Here is a 19,632-nt window from a genome sequence, read left to right on the forward strand (position 1 = left end):
CACTCAATTGAAACTCTCTGGCCTGCTGTTTCCAACTCAACCGCAGGTTCACTTGTGGTCTGTCGGCTGGAGGTGACAAACCAGCCTGACCGACAAAGATCGGGTCTACCTGGCCTGCTCGCCGGGAATTCCTGATGATAGCTTCCAGTTTCGTGGTTAGAACCTCAATACAATCACTATGAATACTCTCCTCTTGAGTATGAGCAAGAGTTGCTAATTTTGTATGGGCGAAGTCAATTATGCGAAATATAGGCCTCCAATTTTTAAAAGGTGACTTACCATTGATAGATATAGTTGGAAAAATAATTGATAATAGATTCAAGAAAGTTGATTTCCCAGAGCCCATTGGTCCAACAATGGCAACAATTGCTTGGTTTGCATCAACAGTTTTTGCAATTAGAGTTTTTTCGTTATCTCCTAGTTTAGCGTTTGTTGTAAAATCAATTTTACTAGCAGAAGATAGATTAATTCTGTTGAGCCCATATTTATTGATCCGCGGATCATTTGGCGCCCCTACATATTTCTCAGGTGTGATTATTGATTCATGGTGAAAAAATTGAGTTACCAGGGTCTCATAAGGGTGAGGACGCGGAGCATTTACTGGGCGCTCAGTTACAATATTGTTAAGGCGAATTATTTTAGACATTTTGTTTTCATCCTCTTGTTTCTGGGTCATTTGCTTTGGAGACATCAGAAATAAAAGCAGGGCTCAAAAGTGTATTTTGGCAGTCTGTTAACCAATTACTTAATTCGATTGCAAAAGGTTTGGTAATTGCACATCTTGAAAGTAAAGATTTCAAACTTGATAATTGTCGATACTCTGCTGAATAGCGAATTGCTAGAAATGGGTAGCGCTGTATTAAGTCAATGATGTAATTGGTTGTAAATATTGAAATACTTCGCATATCAACTGCTTTTCGATTTCGGTGTAGGGCTTCACGTGATCCTGTTTCCTCAAGCTGGCAAAGCTGCATAAGTAAGTGAATATCTTGCCCAATTTTGCACATTACAGATTTAACGGCTTCTTCAGCTTCTAGTCTGTCTTGTTTTCGAAACGCAAATTGGACTAAAAGGGTTAGCCACCCACTTAAAGCCGCACTGAAAAGTCGATTCCAGAATTCAAAAGGGGAAAAAATTGGCAGTTTTTCGATTAAAGCAGTTATTGCAAAAGAAACCAATGGGACATAGAGAATAAATATGGCGCCAATACTGATAAAAATCTTATGAAAACTCCCTAACTGGAGTTGTTTGGGTTGGTGTGTTTTGAAATTTCGAAGGTGTGGCTTAAACATAGTTAGATACAGTAGAGTTGTTGTACTGTTTAGAATCAATGAGTTAGGTAGAAAACCATAAACTCGAATCAAATGGGTGATGACGAGCCAGTGGCGATTGATTTTTGGAGCAAGAATTTTGAGGTTCATGCCTCCTGTTTTACGATTTGATTTATAATATCAAGGCTTGCAGAATCAACAAATTACGGTGGTTTTTCCATCAAAAACAACTCTAGTATTTATGAAAGAATTGGGTGTAGTTGGTAGTGCTCTAATTCTCTTGAGACATCTTTTCTCGATTGCTAATATTTGACTGCAAGTAATTGATTTCATTTCTGTTCTGAAAAGGCATCATCCAGCTTTTGAACTTCAACGGTTTTGGAATACGACATGGCATTACATTTGTATAGATATACAACTACTATTACTCTAAACTTCCAAAGCTGGGAAGCCAGAGTGAACACATTGAGTTATTGAGTTTATGGGCAAACTACAACTACACCGGCAAATGGGAGCGCCAGTGGAAAAAATTCAAGAAGAACCGAAGTTGAAAACCAAAAACCGAAGTTTTTAAGTCTACCTCTGCGATGCTGGAATAACCGACTACTGGGCGTAGCTGGTACCGACCAGTGGAAGAAACTGGCCGGATTTCAACGGGTGGTCAAAAATGGTGTGAAAAAGGTAAAGAAAAGCTGGATTTTTGTCAAGAAAAAAATTTCAAACCGCTGATTCAATCTTTTGAAGTCAACCGCAGGGAAGTGCCTGTGGATGTGGGTTCTCCAGTCCCAGTCAACAAATTCGACTGAAGGGGAATCCGGACCTGGATCTGGCTGCCCTGGCCGGGGCCGTCGGATTCAGCCCAGATGCGGCCTCCGTGGGATTCGGTGTAGCTCCGGGCAATGGATAGTCCCAGACCGGCGCCCCGCGCTCCGAACTCGTACCGTCCGGAGGAATGCGTGGATGGGTCGGCGCTTGTATAAAACTGATCAAATATTTTGGAAAGTTCAGATTTATCTATCCCAATCCCCTGATCTTTGACCGTTACTTGTAGCTGATGGTTCTCAATGGCTACGTTCAGGAAAAGAATGCCGCCGTCATATGAAAATTTAATCGCGTTCTGAACAATTTCCATCAAGATCAACTGGAGTTTGGCCTGGTCGGCTTTGATGTCGAGCACTTCCGGACACTCAATCATCAGCTTTTGATGCCGACGATCAAGGAAAACTGAAACTTCGCCGTGGATTTCGTCAATCACCGCTCTCAAATCAAACTCAGATACATTGAGCGTCGTGGCGCCCTCGTTGATTTTGAGCATTTCCAGAATGTCTTCAAAGTTGCCTGTCAATCGGTCCACCATCCGTTGACAGGTTTCAAGCGACTGACGCTGCGCACCCGTCAGCAATCCCAAATATTCGCTCAAGAGCACTTCGTGAAATCCTTTGAGCACCGTCAACGGCGTTCGCATTTCGTGCGACGTCACTACGATAAAGTTCGTCTTCATCCGGTTGAGGTCCTGGAGGCTGCGCGTGACTTCCTGTTCGTTCTGGTAAAGCTTCTCCAATTCGCGCATTGATTCGTGGATGAGCAGGTTCTTTTCTTCAAGCTCCAGGTTCTTACCTTCGATTTCCAGGTACAGCGCCGCTTTTTCGATCGCCACCGCGACCTGGTGGGCGAGCGATTCAATCAGCTTCTGATCCGCTTCTGAAAAGGGACTCCGCCCAACTGGACGACGAACTACCAGCACACCAAGCAAAGCTTTCGTATGGCTAATGATCGGGACATCCAGTGAACCATTGGCAAAATAGGTTTGGACCGCGGCAGGGAAGTTCTCTAATCCAGCTTCTTTTGGGCTGGTCGTCAGCATTGACTTTCGGGTTTGGGCCACTTTTCCAACTGAACCTTCTCCCAGCCGGAAAACCAGGGTTTCATCCATCCACGTGCCGTCTTTCCACAACCGTTGAAACACAATCCGGTCGGTTTCAAGCGTGCCGATGCCGCCGGGTTCTCCGTCAATCAACTGGGCGCTTTCCTCGGCAATCTGGTCCAAAATTGCCCGCAAGTCCGGCTGCGAGTTAATCGCCCGGATGCTTTCCAGGAGCTGATACAGGAGTTTGAGCCGTTGGTGCTGGCGTTGGCGAAGGGCTTTCAGCCGCGAGCGATAAAACCCAATAAAGGTAGCGCCGACACTGACAAGCACAAATCCGTAAAACCACCACGTTTGCCAGGGCGCTGGCCGAATCACAAAACTGGCCTGAATCGGGCCCGAGATGTTTCCGGCATAATCCTTGCCCCAGACCGAAAACGTGTATTCGCCAGCCGGTAAATTGGTGTAGCTGCGTTTGGCCTCGGTTGACCAGTTGGACCGAACGACGTCAAATCCATCCAACTGGGTCTGGTAGATGGTTTCACCTTCGCGGTAATAACTCAGGAGCGCAAATTCAAAGGCCAGATTGTTTTCAAAATACCGGAATTCTGACTGATTGAGTTGAACTTCAACCGCCATTCCTGTTTCCTGGTTGAAAAGCGAGACCTGTTCCAAAAAGAGTGGTTTCGCGGTTCGGTCAACATACTCCAGTTTTGGATCCAGCATGGCCAGCCCGTCCACGGTTCCGACCCACAGCCGTGAAGCGCGATCCACCAGAAAGTTGACCGGATTGATCAGGCATTCATTGCTCGGTAAGCCGTCTTCGCTGGTGAAGGTATGCAGCAGAAACTGGTCTCCGCTTTGATCGTCACGACTGGCACGGCTCAGTCGGGTCACGCCTTTATTCGTCGAAAGGTAGAGCCGGTGCCCCGCATCTTCCAGAATTTGATACACCACGTTGTTGGGCAGTGCCGGCTGGCTGGTTTCAGACAGTGTCGTAGTGATGGCCAGAGTCGGCGAGTCAAGCGAAAGAGCTGACAACCCGCCACTGGTGCCAATCCACAAGGTATGCTGGCCGGAGGGCAATTTCTGTTCATGTAGGCTCCAAACCCAGTTGGAAGGTAGCCCCTGGCGGGTGTCATAGCGTTTCCAGTCGCCGTCAACATAGCAGCCGAGCCCTCCGGCACGCGTCCCCGCCCAGACCATCGGTTTTCCATCGCGGTTTTTGGTTACCAGCAGGCTCCACACCCAGTTGTGAGGCAGCCCGGTCGCTGAGGTGATCGTTTGCCAGCGGTTTTCTTTCCACTGGACAAGTCCGCCGCCAAAGGTGCCGATCCAAACCACGGTTTTGCCGTCGGTGTCGGTACTTTGGGCCAATGACGTCACCCACCGGCTGGGAAGACCCGTTTGTTCGGTAAAAAATTGCCACCGGCCCTGTTCATAACGAGCCAGCCCGCCGCCATAAATACCTACCCAGACCGTTGGTTGGCCAGTTGCGGAACGGGTTTCAAGAAAATCACTGATACTTTGTTGTGGAAACCCGTCCGAAGCCCCAAAAACGGTCCACTGACCGTTTTCAAACCGTGCGACTCCGCCGGAATCAAATCCAGCCCAGAAAACTGGTTCCCCCGCCGCATTGGTGGTTTCAAACAGGGAACTGATGACGTTGGTCGGCAAGGTGGAAGGGACGCGTAAGACCTGCCATTTTTCAGATTCAATGCGAATCAAGCCGCCATTGTAGGTACCTACCCAGAGGGTCCGATGGCCTTCGGGCGACCTGGTTTCAAGCAGAACACTGATCAAATCGCTCGGGAACCCATTCTGCTGGTTGTAGATTTGCCAGGTGCCGTTTTCAAACCGGCCAAGCCCGCTGCCGTAGGAACCCACCCAAAAGGTTGATTGCCCGGTGGTTGAGGTCGAATGGAGCAACGCCGTTTGAATAAAGCCTTTGGACAACCCGCCGGGATGATCCCAGAGTTTCCAGCTTCCATTTTCAAATTGACCAATGCCGTTTTCAGTTCCGGCCCACAGGAGAGGTTCACCCGTGGCTGTTCGCGTCGAAACCAGGCAATACACCACGTTGTTTGGCAGACCGGAACTGGCGGCGGTATAGGTTTTCCAGACGCCCTGATCCAAACAGGCAATCCCGCCTTCGGTACCGACCCAAAGCTGCTGATTCCCCAGATTGGTGACTTTGAGGAGCGCCCAGACGGTGTTGTTCGGCAAGCCATTCGAGGTGTCAATCACCTGCCACTTGCCATTTTCCATTCGCACCAGTCCGCTATCGGTGCCAATCCAGAGCACGGAGTTTCCCTGGGGAGTCCGGGTTTCAAGCAGGGTGCGAACCGTGTTGCTCGGGAAACCAGACTGGACATCAAAGATTTCCCACTTCCCATTTTTCAGGTGCGACAACCCACCGTTGTCGGAGCCAAACCACATGCTGCCATCAGAACTGGCGAGGATGCTGCGGAAGAACCGGGAAATTGTTCGCTGGGGTACATTGAGGGTGGTCCATTTCTGACCATTAAAATAGGCAGTTCCATCTTGCGTCCCCACCCAAAGATAGCCTTTTTGATCAAAGGCAATTGCCCGAACGGCGCTCTGGGGGAGGCCATTCTGGCTGTTGTAGACCCGAATGGCCGGCACACAACTGGCTGATAAATCGGTTTTGATTGCTGGAGAAGGAAGAGGATTGATCGGCTCAGACAGGGCACGGCAGGGCTGGCCCACCAACGTGAGCAGTCCAAAGAGCAGTAGCAAGATGAGGTAAGGCCGTACCATGTAGGGTTCAGGGTTCAGGGTTCAGGGTTTTTCGGAAGGGATGAGGGATGAAGGATGAGGGATGAAAAACTCACCTTGTCATCTTATCACCTTGTCAGTCGGTCATCTTGTCAAGGTTCAGGGTTCAGGGTTTCGAATACAAGTTGTTTTTGGTTTTCGCCGCAGAGCGGTGGTTGAATTGAGGCAGGCCGTTTCCGGCCTGCTTCATTCCAAAATGGTATAAGGCAGGAGGTTTAAGGGAGTCGGATGGAAATATCATACCACCAGGGTTCAGGGTTCAGGGTTCAGGGTTCAGGGCCAGATACTCCACGTTGAGTGGTACCCGCCAGTTCCCCAGCCTTCATCTTGAGTGGGATCAGTCAACTCATCGCCGAATTTTATTTTCTTCTGGGTCCCTAAGAACCAAAACCACCTAACCCTAACTTATTCAGGAAATGGAGTCTATAGCATTGAGAGGCGAAAAACCGGCGGGCGATGTGGTTTTTTTGAAGTGGCGGGTCTGCCAGGGACTTGCATCGTTTGCTACACTAGGGCCTGTCAGTGCCAGTGTTGCCCCATAAAACCAGGGATGAAGGATGCAGGATGAGGATGAAAAGTGAAGCGGTCAAAGAGTTGATATTCACAGGGTTAACTCATTGACAGCATTGTTTTACCTGAATCTTGAACTCTGAACCCGAAAAGGAATCCTATGCTTTCTTCGAATGATGTTATTGTCCAAACCCTTGGAACCCCAACCATCAAGTCACCTCTTCGACTCTCGGCTGTAAGAGGAGATGGAATGGGAAATTTTGTTCCAGATGCTGAAAAAATCCGATTTCAGGTCGAGTTACAACCGGGCGAAATCGCTTCCGACGAAATTATGTTTGAAAAGGCCGGTCCCCGTGAACTGATATATTTTGACCCTTCAGACACGCGGGCGGCGATTGTGACCTGTGGTGGGTTGTGTCCAGGGCTCAACAATGTCATCCGGTCAGTCTATCTCGAACTCTATCACCAGTATGGGGTGCATACCGTGTATGGGATCCGGTTTGGTTATGGCGGATTTAACCCGGCCAGCAAACCGCCAGTGATGCTGACCCGCAATTTTGTTGAATCTATCCACAAGCGCGGTGGGTCAATTCTGGGGTGTTCGCGCGGACCGGAAGATACCCTGGTGATTCTCGACTTTTTGGAACAGCAACAAATCAATCTGTTGTTTTGTGTCGGTGGTGATGGAACGCAGCGCGGCGCCCATGCCATTGCTCAGGAAGCCCTCCGACGGGGCATGAAACTGGCGGTGGTGGGAATTCCCAAGACCATTGATAACGATATTCCCTATGTGTACCGCAGCTTTGGGTTTTCAACCTCGATTGAAAAAGCCAAAGAAGTCATTGATAGCGCCCACGAGGAAGCCCACGGCGCCCCAAATGGAATCAGTCTGGTCAAATTGATGGGACGACATGCGGGATTCATTACCGCTGCCGCCGCGATTGCCAGTCAGGAAGTGAATTTTGTTTTGGTACCTGAAGTTCCTTTTAAGCTCCACGGGGAAAAAGGGTTTCTGGAATGCCTCAAACGTCGAATTCTCAATCGGGGCCATGCGGTAGTCGTGGTGGCTGAGGGGGCCGGGCAGGATTTGATTGCGTCAGACAGCGAGGGACACGATGCTTCGGGCAACGTCAAACTCAAGGACATCGGCCTGTATTTAAAGGACCACATCCAGAAGTACTTTGAAGCCCAGGAAATCCCAGTTAATTTAAAGTACTTTGACCCAAGTTATTTTATTCGGAGCGTTCCGGCCAATTGTGACGACAGTTTGTTGTGTGACCAGTTTGCCCGGCATGCGGTTCATGCTGCGATGGCTGGAAAAACCAATTTGCTGATTGGCTTGTGGTACAACATGTTTATTCACCTGCCTACGTCGCTGGCAACGCGCAATAAAAAGCAGATTTCTCCAGAAAGCGAATTTTGGATGTCGGCACTTGCTGCAACAGGTCAGCCCGCCCGGTTCGTATAGGCCCGACATCCCACCTATTATTCTGGAGATTTCAATAAATGAAAAAGAAGTTGTTTTTTACAGCGGTGGTTTTGTCGGTATTTTTTAGTGTGCATCCGGCAGAACCCCAAATTCAGGCTTTTGTTGCGCAAAACCCATCTGAAACCCCAACGCCATCGGCGCCAGCATGCGACCTGGTCACGGGCACTCCCGCAGTAACCTTTACCACCGACAATGGAAAAACGCTCACTCCGACCGAAGAACGGTTGACCGGGATTGGTTACACTTTTGGGCTGACCGCCCTGCGGCAAGCCAACACGTTGCTGGCGGTGCATAATGCCACGTTGATTCGTTCAACTGATGCCGGCTGTTCCTGGGCGGAAATTGCGGATTTCAATGACGAAGGGGATTATTTCCCGTTGAAGCTGGAAGCTTCAGTCGGAGACCGCGCCTATGGGTGGGGAGACAACCGACGGTATCTGGTCCGGATTGACGGAACAGAAGTGACGTATTTGAAATCCCCGGTTGATTCAATCGTCGGGATTGGAATAGATCCAGCCAATGGTGACCACCTGCGCGTTGGTGGCGAAACCGGGATCTGGGATTCAACGGATGCCGGTGCCACCTGGACCCGGATTGCAGGATTACCCGTTCCAAACGTCAATCTGATTTTGTACCGGGTGGCATTTGATCCAACCAATCTGGACCACATTCTGGTTGGAACGGCCCAAACCGGAGCCTTCTTTACCACCAATGGCGGCCAAACCTGGAAATCCTCAAAAGGGCTTGGATCTGGGAAAGATACAAAAATCAATGCGTTTGAATTTGCGTTCTCTCCGGTTCGAGGCAAAGTCGTGTGGGCAATGGGACTGAATCTGGCCGAATCAGATGCCAATCAGCCTTCAGATGGCCGTCACATTTACTATTCAAAAAATGGTGGCAAGTCCTTTAAGCCAGTTATTGACCGAACCGACGAAGTTACAATCCGCAATCAACCGGTGATGAAAGCTCACCCAACGGATCCAAATGTGCTGTATTTTGTCTTTGGAACCTATTTCCAGGGCTACGGCACGGATCTCTTCCGGTTTGATATCAAGTCAAAGAAACTGGACAAAACGCACAATGACTACAATGACATTGATTCGATTGAATTTTCCCGAACCGACCCGTCAATTATGTATTTAGGGCTCGAAGTTGAGCAGGTTCAGTAGGGGCGGACCAATGTGTCCGCCAGGTCTTCAATTGGGCGGACACATTGGTCTGCTGATACCAGGGGCGGACACATTGGTCCGCCCCTACCAAAAACCATGAACTCCATTGCCTTTATTACCTGCGATAGAATTCCGAATTTAACGGCTGATGACCGGCTTGTGGTTGAAGAACTCCGCAAGTCAGATGTTGCGGTAACGCCGGTCGTCTGGACTGATAATCCTGATCTGTCAGGGTTTGAACTGGTTGTGGTGCGGTCACCCTGGGACTACCACCTCAACTTCGACCAGTTTCAGGACTGGCTGAGTGCCGTTGAACAGAACCGCATCCCGCTCCTCAATCCAGCTTCAGTGATCAAATGGAATATGAATAAGCAGTACCTGCGCGAGCTTGAGGCGCGTGGGGTGCCGGTTGTCCCATCGGTATGGATTCAACGTGGAAATACGGGGCCGTTGCAGGCCGTTCTCGATGAACAGCAATGGGATCAGGTCGTGGTGAAACCAACTGTTTCCGCCACGGCCTATGAAACGCATCGGGTGACAAAGCAGCAAACCGGCAAATTCCAGGCTCAGTTTATGGAACTCGCAACTCAGGCTGATTTAGTGGTGCAGCCATTTTTAGAAGAAATCCAAACCGCTGGTGAGTGGTCCTTCATCTTCGTAGATGGAAAACTCACCCACACCGTGCTCAAACAGGCCAAAGCCGGGGATTTCAGAGTTCAAGAGGAATGGGGCGGCCAGTTTTTTGCCAGCACAGCGCCTCCGGAGGTGGTTGACGCCGCACATCGGGTGATTGAGGCGCTCGACGAGACGTTGCTTTATGCCCGCGTGGATGGTGTGGTGAAAGATGGGACATTCTGGCTGATGGAACTGGAATTGATTGAACCGGCGCTCTATTTCAGTTGCGTTCCAGAAGCGGCCCGGCGTCTGGCCGAGGCCATTGCCTGTCGAGTGAAAGCCTGAAAAGCAAATCACTTTCTGGAGCGAGAACTGATTCCGGCCTTCTCCCTGGGAACAAAGTACCTTACCGAAAATTCCCAGACATTTTGAACCACGAAACACACGAAATACACGAAAAGAATCAAACACTTCCCAAATTCAATCTATCAGGAAATTTTGACAAGGTACTTAGGGAGTCGGAAGAAAATAATCTACCGATTTGAATCAAAATCAAGAAATTGGTGACGGGGATAGGCTATCATAGACCAAAAATGAGGAGAACAGGCCGATGGCCGAACCAATCACACCGGAAATCAAAGACTTGCTCAAAGAAGCGGCCCGAAAACTGACCGGGCCACGCAAACGTGCATTTCGAAACGATGTTCGGCTGGAGTCGGGCGGCGGTCGAAGTGGGGTTGCACGAACTGCGGAGCGGAATCACCTGTCTCGACAACTACCAGGCGCGTGGGAATCACCGCAGCGAAGTCCGACACCCGGAGCTTGAAGCGGCAATTCACGAGTTGGTGGCCGAGCACAGCCAGGCCGATCCGCGCTTGAAAACGCTGTTTGCGTACACCCGCATCGGGGCTGAGAGCGTACGACGGGCCCTCATTGAGCACAAAGGGTATCAGGACAAGGATTTGCCGACAGCGCGCACGTTGCGGACGGTCCTGAACCGATTGGGGTATCGCTTGCAAAGCGTTCAAAAAACCAAGCCGCAAAAAAAAATTCCTGAAACGGACGCCATCTTCGCCAACGTGGCTGAAGTCAACCGGGCGGCGGACGCGACCCCGACGACCTTGCGCATCAGCATCGATACCAAGGCGACAGTCGTGGTTGGCGACTATAGTCGGGACGGTCAATCCCGTCTGCCCGAACCGGTTCGGGCACTCGACCACGATCTGCAACCTAAAACCAAGCTGATTCCGTTCGGCCTGCTCAACCTTGAAACCAACGACTTCTATCTCGCCTTCGGCGTCTCGCACAAAACCAGCGATTTCCTCGTTGATTGCCTTCACGACTGGTGGCAGCGCGTCAAGGCGACGTTCCCCGCCGTGACCGAATTGGTCATCAACAGCGACAACGGCCCTGAAAGCGCCAGCCGCCGCACCCAATTCCTGGCCCGCCTGGTTGACTTCGCCCACACCACCGGCTTGCGCCTCCGCTTGATTTATTATCCACCTTACCATAGCAAGTACAACCCGATTGAACGCTGTTGGGCGGCGCTTGAACATCATTGGAATGGCACGCTCCTGTCCACCATTGATTTGACCCTCAAGTGGGCCGAAACCATGACCTGGAACGGTCTCAACCCGGTCGTTTCGCTCAGCCAAAAAGTCTATTCCAAAGGCGTTTCCCTGACCAAAGCCGCGATGACCACCCTCAACCAGTTCATTCATCGCTCACCAGAACTCCCTTGGTGGGATGTTCTGATTGATCCGCATCGGACGGAGCACCCGGTATGATATTTTCTTCCGACTCCCTTACTTTGTTTTTTGAACAAAGGCAATTTTTCTCCCGCCGTAATGGAAAAAGACTTTGAAGGGTTCAAGGAGTGGCGCCCCAACCACGCCAGTCAGGTACGGGTTGGAAAGTGCGCCTTCCCTGGCCTGGGAAAACAGGGCAGGTTGATTGGCAAATCGCTGTCCTCCAAATTCAATCCATTCAATTTGGCCGTTCCGGGTTTCAACCGTACCTCCGACGCCTCCTGATCTGCCAGACTCAGTTTTTCGGCTTTCGAGCAATTTGAATGATTCAACCGCCTGAGTCGTAAAAATAACCGTCGAATTGGCCCCGGTATCAATTTTAAAAACACCTTCCCGGTCACCTTCAAACCGGCATCTGACGTGGGGATGTCGGTCAATGATGAGCATTTCTCGCCACTCGGCCTGTGTTAACTCAAATTTTGCCGGGTTGTGAATTTCAATCTGGTTGGACTTTGAATCAAGTGCCACGATAGCTCGGGTGAAGAGGTCAAACCCACAGATGCCGGCGATTTTTTCACCAAAAATAGCGGACAACTGCCCAAAGTCATACTCCAGGTAGGTCGTGCGGTGAATTGAAATCGGACCGAGTTCAAACAGTTTCCCCTGACACAACGCCGACTGGGTATATCCGCCGACGCCACCCACGGGGATTTGTCCAAAAGTTGGCAACTCAAGCTCCCTGGCCACTGTCTTTGATATCACCATCGAACCCGCACCGCTATCAAAAATAAACCAGCCCACATCTTTCCCATTGATTCTTGGATGAACCAGATAATGCCCGGTTCGAGTCCGCTTCATTTCGATAGTCGGGGATGCGCCTGACCAGGTCGTATCATCTGGAATGGTTTGCCGGTACTCAAATTGTTTACCGTTTTTCGTTTCCAGCGGGACCAGTGTTTTGAGTTTGTACGAGTTGACCAGCCCACGGATTGTATTTTCAACCAGGTGAGGGAAATTGATGCCCTGGACAGACTTGTACTCCTGTAACTTCCAGGTTTGTGGCGGACCAGCCACGCCATATTTGAAACTGGACGGTAGCCAGGTTTTTCGGTCAATGAGGACGGTGGCTTCGGTGAGGCCCTGCTTGATTTTTACTCCCAGGGCGATCTGCTCAGGTGTGGTTTGATCGGCAATCGTCCGGATTTCGACCTGGGCTTTTGGAGCAAGCCAGTGGAAGGTTCGCAACCAGTACTCAAGTTGTGAGGTTTCACGATCTTCGAGCGTTGTGGTATAGGCAAGCCCTGACCAATCGGTGGTCCAGGTCAGTTGACCATCAAACCCGGTACTCACAGGTAACCGACCGGAAAGCTGTTCCCGAAATTTACCATCTGGCGTCCAGGCAAGTTCAAATGTGTGGTCCACGCCAACGTAAACGGCCTCTCCCTTCATGACCAGCCCGCTGGAACTCTTTTCCAAAGCTTCGTAACTCACTGCCTGGCGGATGTTTGCCTGAATTTGATCAATCGTGAATGCCTGGGCTTGCCTGGTTTGAGCCAGCGTGAACTGGCTGCCGGCCAAAACCACCAGTCCAAAAATGAAGAGTCGGAACCAGGTCTGGACTTGACTGCGAACAGATATTTTTTGGTGCATATGGTCCTTCCTTACTGAGGTAGCGAAATAGTGAATAGCGAAATAGCGAAGTAGTACAAGGCAAGGAGTTTAGGGACTGACAGATCCGTTTTGACAATCAACGCTGAGCTACTTCGCTACTTTGCTACTTTGCTACTTTGCTACTTCGTCGCTCTCCGAAAAATGCGGAAGCCCATCGGATCGAGGGTGATGGCGGGAAGAGACACCATGGTTTCGCGTTTCGTTTTGCCATCCGTCAAATCCGGGGTGACTTCTTCAAACTGGTTGCCGCGATTGATTTCAACAAAACCGCGAAATGGGCGATTGGAAAAATTGATCACGACCAGGAATTCTTCATTTCCTGACCGCCGCACATAGGACACCACGTGGGATTCATCAGAATTTTGGAGCCAGATGGTTTCTCCCTGACGGAGTGCCGTGTATTTTTTTCTCAGTGGAATCATCTGGCTGTAAAACCGGGCAAATTCAGGTCGGCGCTCACCGATTTGCCAGAAGATCGGCAGTTTTTCAAACAGGGCCGGAGCCCCTGATTCAGCCGTATCCCCGACTTCCATGCCGTTGTAAATCAACGGCACACCGTCAAGGGTAAACATCAGAGCTTGAGCCGCCAGGGCACCATGTTCTCCAAAGCGGACAATGGCCCGCCGTTCGTCATGGTTGTCTGAAAACCGGAGGTGGAGCGATCCTGCCGGAAAGGTGTTGCGCTCAGTTTCCCACACTTTTCGGAGCAAGGTCGCCGGTTCCTTGCCGGTTAACACACCATCAAGGGCCTTGTGAAATGGCCAGGCGTAGTCAATATCAAAAGCTTTCACCAGCAGGTCAGGTTGATCCCATTCCGCCAGCATAATCAGATCAGGTTTGACTTTTTCGAGTTCAACTCGGGCCTGGTCCCAAAAGCTGGTTGGTACAAAACCGGCAACATCACACCGAAATCCATCCAGATCAAACTCTTGCAGCCAGTATTTGAGCATGCCGGTCATATATTCTCGAAGCTTCGGATTGTCATAATTGAGATCAGCCACGTCTGTCCAGTCCGGGTAAGGTGAAATGATCTGCCCTGCGGCATTCTGGACGTAAAATTCGGGGTTTTTCATCATGACACTGTCCCATCCGGTGTGATTGGCCACAACGTCAATAATGACTTTTAACCCCCGTTGATGGGCTTCGCGAACCAGTTTTTTCAAATCATCAGCCGTGCCGTAGTCTGAATTGATCGCATAGTAGTCTTTGACGGCATACGGGCTGCCATATGTCCCTTTGCGTTTGACTTCGCCAATCGGATGAATCGGCATCAACCACACCACATCCACCCCGAGCGTTTTCAGTCGGTCTAATTGCTCGGTCACGCCGGCAAAATTGCCTTTGGCGGAAAAAGTGCGCGGAAAGACCTCATAAATAATCGCGTCCTGAATCCAGACTGGTTTTGGACGGGAGGTTTCTTTTGAGAAATCGCGGGTCGGTGTTTGTGAAAAAACAGAGTGTGGGAACATAGCCACCAGAAATGGTACCCAGAGCAGGCTGGCCAACAGGTATTTGGACAAGCGCATTGGTTCACCTCTTCGGAAAAAAGTCAGGGGGAGCAGGTGTTAGCTTGCCTTCTCTTCTACCATCAGGTCAATCCAGGTCTCATCAAAGTTTGGAATTGCCACCCGGAAGAATCGAGCCAGTCAGGGCTTGAACCTGGAACCTGTTTCCATTGACGGGCAATGAAAATCCCAAAACCGGGCACCTGCTGGCTATGGTATGATGAACCTTGACTTGTCTCAGACGCTCAAGTGCCGAATTTGACCATGAGGTTTGGTAAATTCATGTTGGGTAACTGGATTTAAAAAAGATTCAAATTCAGCCAGTTACCAGTTTTCAACACCATCAGAATTGACGTTGGCCCTGGTTGTTCCAACTCTTTGGGAATGGAAAGGAAACAGCCGGAAAGGCCCTGGTTCCTGGCACGTTGGTTGCACATTTGAACCGGTTCATCCTCAGAAATTTCAAGGAAACTTGAAGCCATACTCAACAACAACACATTTATGAAAACGACTGATTCTTTTGCCCCAATGATATTAATTGCTGACGATCAGGCCCATGTGCTTGAAGCACTCCGGCTCATGTTAAAAGCGGAAGGGTACAAAATTGCCTCGGCGTCGTCGCCATCCGCGATCCTGGATGCGATTGGAAAACAGGATTTCGATGTGGTTTTGATGGATCTTAACTACGCACGGGACACCACCTCGGGACAGGAAGGACTGGACTTACTTTCGCGAATCAAAGCCGTGGATAGTACCCTGCCGGTGGTGGTAATGACGGCCTGGGGGAGTGTTGAACTTGCCGTCGAAGCTATCCGGCGCGGCGCGCGCGATTTTGTCCAAAAACCCTGGGATAATGAACGGTTGTTGACGATATTGCGCAATCAGATTGAACTCGGTCAGGCGTTACGGCGGGGCCAGCGTCTGGAAGCTGAAAACCGGATGCTGCGCAACGAAGGGTATCCGAAACTCATTGCCGATTCCGCCAGCATGCGCCCGGTGCTGCAAATGATTGAACGAGTGGGGCCTTCGGATGCCAACGTGTTGATCACCGGCGAAAATGGTACTGGAAAAGGGCTGGTTGCACGGGCGCTCCACGCGGTTTCAATGCGCACGGGGAAACCACTCGTAACGGTCAATGCTGGGGGGCTCTCGGAAGGTGTTTTTGAAAGTGAACTTTTTGGCCATGTCAAAGGCGCCTATACCGATGCCAAGGCGGACCGGGTTGGCCGGTTTGAACTGGCTGACAGTGGAACACTGTTTCTGGATGAAATTGCCAATGTACCACTCAACCTGCAGACCAAACTCCTGCGAGTGCTTGAAACCGGCGAGTTTGAACGGGTTGGATCCTCACGAACGCGGAAAGTCAGCGTTCGAATTCTTTCCGCAACCAACGCCGACCTGAGTGAAGAGGTAAAAAATGGCCGTTTTCGCCAGGATCTTCTGTTTCGGTTAAATACCATTGAAATCCGGTTGCCTCCGCTTCGTGAACGGCGCGAAGATATTCCACTTCTGGCACTTCATTTTCTGGCCCAGCACACACAGCACTATCGAAAGTCACTCACTGGCTTTGACCAGCAATCCATGCAGGCGTTGCTCAACCACGGCTGGCCGGGGAATGTTCGTGAACTTGACCATGTCATTGAACGGGCCGTTTTGATGGCACAGGGGAAGGTCGTTCAGGTTGGCGATTTGGGGCTACAGACGTTTCGCGAGTCTTCACCTCGATTGGAAGAGATGAGCCTTGAAGAAGTCGAAAGTCTGCTGATTAAAAAAGCGTTGGCCCGTCATGATGGAAATGTCAGCCGGGCAGCCGAGACGTTGGGCCTGAGCCGGAGTGCACTCTATCGTCGTCTTCAGCGATATGGGCTTTGAATTCAGGGGGTTCAGGGTTGCGGGGTTCAGGGTTCAGGGTTCAGGGTTCCAGGTTTTCGAAATTAAATAAGGACGAAAAAGACAAAAAGGACAAAAAGGACGAAAAGGAAGAAAATTCCATCGGAAGTGGACCTAAAAGTTCACCATCAACCTGAACCCAGGGCTGGTTGGTTTCCAGACCATAAGCCTTGATGTGACTTGAGTGGAGCTTGATAACCCCCTTCATTTTGTCAACACTGCTCACCAGCGTGGTGATCGCAAAGGGAAGATACTCAAACCCAAAGCTCTTTGGTGGGAAAATACTGACTTCAAACTGCGGGTCAAACAGACTGGCGTGGGGAGTCAGGCTAAAGCCTCCTCCGTATCCCTTCGAGTTGCCAATCACGACAAAACCGCTCTGGTAGGACTGGCCGTTGACTTCAACCGTAAAGGTTTGCGGCTGTTTGACCAGATGCTGAAGCCCCGAAATCAAATAGGCACCTTCGCCGAGTTTGGCTTTGAGTGAGGAATCGACGTTTTTGACCATCGCCGCATCCAGTCCAATCCCCGCCATCAGAAAAAAGTACCGGTTCCCGGCCAACCCAATGGTGATTGGCCGCCGGTGGCCCTCAGCGATGAACCGGGCGTTGGCTTCAGGATCTGCTGGAATATTCAAATCATTGGCCAATACATTGGCGGTTCCGCCTGGGAAAATCCCCAGTGGTGTTTGACTGCGGGCCATGCCTTGCAAGACTTCGTTCAGCGTACCGTCCCCACCACTGGCAATTACCACATCCACACCCTTGACCACGGCTTCATGAGCCAGGCGAGTCGCATCGTTTGGCCCCGTGGTGGGCCAGGGTTCAGCGATAATTCCATACCTGTTAAGGAGCTGGATGTAATTTTGAATTTCAGTTGCCCGGTCTCTTCGTTTGTGAGCACCTGATCGAGGGTTGAAAATTACGACGGCGGATTGGTTCATAGATTGAAGAGTTATTGATACCCTTTTGCATTGAAATGATTGTATTTGAAGACAGTCAAGTAACTCAATCAAATGGAGTTAGTAAACTACTGACTACAATCTGATATGAGTTTAAAGTCTAAACTCGAAGGGGCGTGACTGGACGCCTTTGACCGTGATGGTGATGGTGTTTTTCCCGTTCTTTAAATTGAGCTTTTTCTTTTTTCCCTGAATGATCACGACCGAGGCGTTGGTTTGGCCAGCAGCAACCGGAATGACTTTGCCATTGATTTCAACCAGTGGGGAGGGTTGGAGTCCGAATCCGGTGATGGTCAGCAATTTCCCCTCATAGGTCACATTGAGAATTTCCGGAGCATTGGAAACCTCTTTTCCAATCACTGAGATCCGCAGAATTTCAGTTGATGACAAGGGCGGGGTTCCATGGTCGGTGGCTTCAAAAATCAGGCGATAGGGTTTCCCTTCAGGTGTTCCATCCCCCGTGGTTGGAGTGAGGGTCAGTTCGCCCATTCCAAAGCCATTGTCCACAAATTTGGCAAACCTCGTGCCTTCAATCAATTTGAGACTTATTTTGCCGTCTTTTTCAGGATCTCGTGGTGTGTCGCGATCAATGGCCAGCGCCAGGATTAAAAACGTATCGCCTTCCTTCATCGTCACAGGCTGAAATGGGCGGAATTCAGGTGGTGTGTTGGCCTGGACTGTGACTTGAAAGCAGGCGGTTGACTGGTTTCCAAATGTGTCAGAGGCCACCACACATACCTGAAACGTCCCACCGTCAATAGAAATGGGTTGAAGACAAATTTCGGGCGGATTTCCAGTGCGACATTGAACAAAACCTGGGTTGGTTGAGCCACAATTGACATTGACGGCATCGCCTTCGGGATCTGTGACCCGGATGGGGATGCACTGTTGATCAAAGGCTCGAATCTCAACATCCGGTATCGGCTCAATCACCGGGGGGTGGTTGACGGGTTGGGTGCTATCAACCACAAACACTTCGTGGACCGTGGTCTGCCCAAACCCCTGGACTGGCGCGCCACCCGGAATATAAATCCGGCTATTGAGGGCGACGGCCCCAATCCCGTGGCGTGGTGTCGGCATGGGAAGTTCAATTCGCCAGGAATTGGTCATTGGGTCATAGGACTCATTTTCCTCAAAAACCCCAAGCGGATGATTGCGGTTGCCCTCACCTCCAAAAACATAAAACCGGCCATTCACGGTTGCTCCGGCAATTCCGCTTCGACCCGTTGGAAGTGGGGCCCGGCTTTGCCAGGTTCGGGTGGCGGGATCAAAAACCTCAAGGGTAGTCAGGGTAAAACTATTACTATTTCGTCCGCCTGCCACATACAGCTTGCCATCAATCACGCCCGCCGCAATATGTTCCCGAGGGGTCGGCATTGGCGGCAGGGATTCCCAGCGGTTGGTGGTTGGGTCAAAAACACTTAACTCGCCGGTTGTTTGATCTCCTTCACCGCCAACGGCATAGATTTTTCCATCAATGGTGACGCAGGCCAGTGCTCCTCTGGGGGAGGGTAATGCAGGTCCTTCGGTCCACTGGTTGGTGGCTGGATCAAATATGTAAACCGAGGCCACAGGTGTAAAAGCAAGTGAATTGTACCCGCCAATCACAAAAATGCGATTATTGAGGGAGACTGCTGTGGTGTGATGCAGCCGCTCGGGCACCGGTGCCACTCTCGCCCAGGTATCGGCAACCGGGTCATACCGCTCAACTGTATTGCTGACAATCCGATTTGAAATTCCACCGATAAGATAAATGCGACCTTGCACTTCAGTAACCGCCACTTCCTGACGTGCTTCTTGATTTGAAGCCCGCTGAACCCATGTGGTGTCCTGAGCCCAAACGACATCGGAATTCACTATCCCAAGTGCAATGAGTACCAGCAGCACAACACTCTGGTTGGTCCACTGCCAGGTGCATAACGGTATCTTCATTTTGAAAACTCCCCGATCACAGCTACCAGACCAACGAAACTCCCGTTGTCTTGAATGAGTAGCCCAAATCTTTCCTTGATATTTTAACCCTATGTCTAAATCACAAAATGGAGCGGCTGACAACCCCTAAGTGAATTTGGGGCAATTCTCAAACTTGCGGGCATTCAAATTGAAGGCACATTCAGGTTATGAGTTCTCGGTCAATTCA

General features: G+C 50.4%; 12 protein-coding genes. 5 read left to right on the top strand and 7 right to left on the bottom strand.

The genetic code is table 11. From position 1 onward, the window contains the following. From HY774_04355 to HY774_04365, 3 genes are all read right to left on the bottom strand, one after another. Positions 1 to 676: hypothetical protein (locus HY774_04355; protein MBI4747693.1), on the bottom strand; the 676-nt coding region annotated here is incomplete at its 3' end. Next, the gene (locus tag HY774_04360; protein MBI4747694.1) at positions 654 to 1,421 is read right to left on the bottom strand and encodes a hypothetical protein; all 768 of its coding nucleotides are present in this window, start codon (positions 1,419 to 1,421) and stop codon (positions 654 to 656) included. The genes HY774_04360 and HY774_04355, both read right to left, overlap by 23 nt. 580 nt (positions 1,422 to 2,001) lie before the next feature. Next, positions 2,002 to 5,916, bottom strand: coding sequence for a GAF domain-containing protein (locus HY774_04365; protein ID MBI4747695.1), 3,915 nt, complete (start codon positions 5,914 to 5,916; stop codon positions 2,002 to 2,004). 688 nt (positions 5,917 to 6,604) lie between these two features. On the opposite strand from HY774_04365, the gene HY774_04370 reads away from it, so the two are divergent. The 4 genes from HY774_04370 (at position 6,605) to HY774_04385 (ending at position 11,504) form a co-directional block, all read left to right on the top strand. Beyond that, entirely contained in the window at positions 6,605 to 7,912 is a 1,308-nt protein-coding gene (locus HY774_04370; GenBank protein MBI4747696.1) for an ATP-dependent 6-phosphofructokinase, read from the top strand. A 38-nt stretch (positions 7,913 to 7,950) separates the two neighbouring features. Then, positions 7,951 to 9,102 (top strand): dispase autolysis-inducing protein, encoded by a 1,152-nt coding sequence (locus HY774_04375; protein MBI4747697.1) that lies wholly within the window; start codon positions 7,951 to 7,953, stop codon positions 9,100 to 9,102. A gap of 96 nt (positions 9,103 to 9,198) precedes the next feature. Further along, the gene (locus HY774_04380) at positions 9,199 to 10,062 is read left to right on the top strand and encodes a hypothetical protein (protein MBI4747698.1); all 864 of its coding nucleotides are present in this window, start codon (positions 9,199 to 9,201) and stop codon (positions 10,060 to 10,062) included. Between the two features lie 356 nt (positions 10,063 to 10,418). After that, positions 10,419 to 11,504, top strand: a complete 1,086-nt coding sequence (locus HY774_04385; protein MBI4747699.1) for an ISAzo13 family transposase — start codon at positions 10,419 to 10,421, stop codon at positions 11,502 to 11,504. A gap of 18 nt (positions 11,505 to 11,522) precedes the next feature. Here HY774_04385 and HY774_04390 read toward each other — a convergent pair whose 3' ends face one another. Together HY774_04390 and HY774_04395 are read right to left on the bottom strand one after the other, a co-directional pair. Beyond that, positions 11,523 to 13,115 (bottom strand): aspartyl protease family protein, encoded by a 1,593-nt coding sequence (locus HY774_04390; protein MBI4747700.1) that lies wholly within the window; start codon positions 13,113 to 13,115, stop codon positions 11,523 to 11,525. Between the two features lie 140 nt (positions 13,116 to 13,255). Continuing rightward, positions 13,256 to 14,662, bottom strand: coding sequence for an alpha-amylase (locus HY774_04395; protein MBI4747701.1), 1,407 nt, complete (start codon positions 14,660 to 14,662; stop codon positions 13,256 to 13,258). A gap of 480 nt (positions 14,663 to 15,142) precedes the next feature. On the opposite strand from HY774_04395, the gene HY774_04400 reads away from it, so the two are divergent. Then, positions 15,143 to 16,513: a sigma-54-dependent Fis family transcriptional regulator gene (locus HY774_04400; protein MBI4747702.1), complete on the top strand. Its 1,371-nt coding sequence runs from the start codon at positions 15,143 to 15,145 to the stop codon at positions 16,511 to 16,513. Between the two features lie 40 nt (positions 16,514 to 16,553). Here HY774_04400 and HY774_04405 read toward each other — a convergent pair whose 3' ends face one another. After that, a complete protein-coding gene (locus HY774_04405; GenBank protein ID MBI4747703.1) occupies positions 16,554 to 17,474 on the bottom strand; it encodes a diacylglycerol kinase family lipid kinase in 921 nt (306 codons plus the stop codon). Between the two features lie 111 nt (positions 17,475 to 17,585). Then, the gene (locus HY774_04410) at positions 17,586 to 19,424 is read right to left on the bottom strand and encodes a hypothetical protein (GenBank protein MBI4747704.1); all 1,839 of its coding nucleotides are present in this window, start codon (positions 19,422 to 19,424) and stop codon (positions 17,586 to 17,588) included. Positions 19,425 to 19,632 lie beyond the last annotated feature (208 nt).

The sequence above is a fragment of the Acidobacteriota bacterium genome (assembly GCA_016208495.1).
Taxonomy (GTDB): Bacteria; Acidobacteriota; Blastocatellia; order Chloracidobacteriales; family Chloracidobacteriaceae; genus JACQXX01.

What these genes read in the sequence shown, in the direction of transcription:
- HY774_04360 (MBI4747694.1), bottom strand. Translation starts at nt 1,421, where the DNA reads ATGAACCTCAAAATTCTTGCTCCAAAAATCAATCGCCACTGGCTCGTC.
- HY774_04365 (MBI4747695.1), bottom strand. Translation starts at nt 5,916, where the DNA reads ATGGTACGGCCTTACCTCATCTTGCTACTGCTCTTTGGACTGCTCACG.
- HY774_04370 (MBI4747696.1), top strand. Translation starts at nt 6,605, where the DNA reads ATGCTTTCTTCGAATGATGTTATTGTCCAAACCCTTGGAACCCCAACC.
- HY774_04375 (MBI4747697.1), top strand. Translation starts at nt 7,951, where the DNA reads ATGAAAAAGAAGTTGTTTTTTACAGCGGTGGTTTTGTCGGTATTTTTT.
- HY774_04380 (MBI4747698.1), top strand. Translation starts at nt 9,199, where the DNA reads ATGAACTCCATTGCCTTTATTACCTGCGATAGAATTCCGAATTTAACG.
- HY774_04385 (MBI4747699.1), top strand. Translation starts at nt 10,419, where the DNA reads ATGTTCGGCTGGAGTCGGGCGGCGGTCGAAGTGGGGTTGCACGAACTG.
- HY774_04390 (MBI4747700.1), bottom strand. Translation starts at nt 13,115, where the DNA reads ATGCACCAAAAAATATCTGTTCGCAGTCAAGTCCAGACCTGGTTCCGA.
- HY774_04395 (MBI4747701.1), bottom strand. Translation starts at nt 14,662, where the DNA reads ATGCGCTTGTCCAAATACCTGTTGGCCAGCCTGCTCTGGGTACCATTT.
- HY774_04400 (MBI4747702.1), top strand. Translation starts at nt 15,143, where the DNA reads ATGAAAACGACTGATTCTTTTGCCCCAATGATATTAATTGCTGACGAT.
- HY774_04405 (MBI4747703.1), bottom strand. Translation starts at nt 17,474, where the DNA reads ATGAACCAATCCGCCGTCGTAATTTTCAACCCTCGATCAGGTGCTCAC.
- HY774_04410 (MBI4747704.1), bottom strand. Translation starts at nt 19,424, where the DNA reads ATGAAGATACCGTTATGCACCTGGCAGTGGACCAACCAGAGTGTTGTG.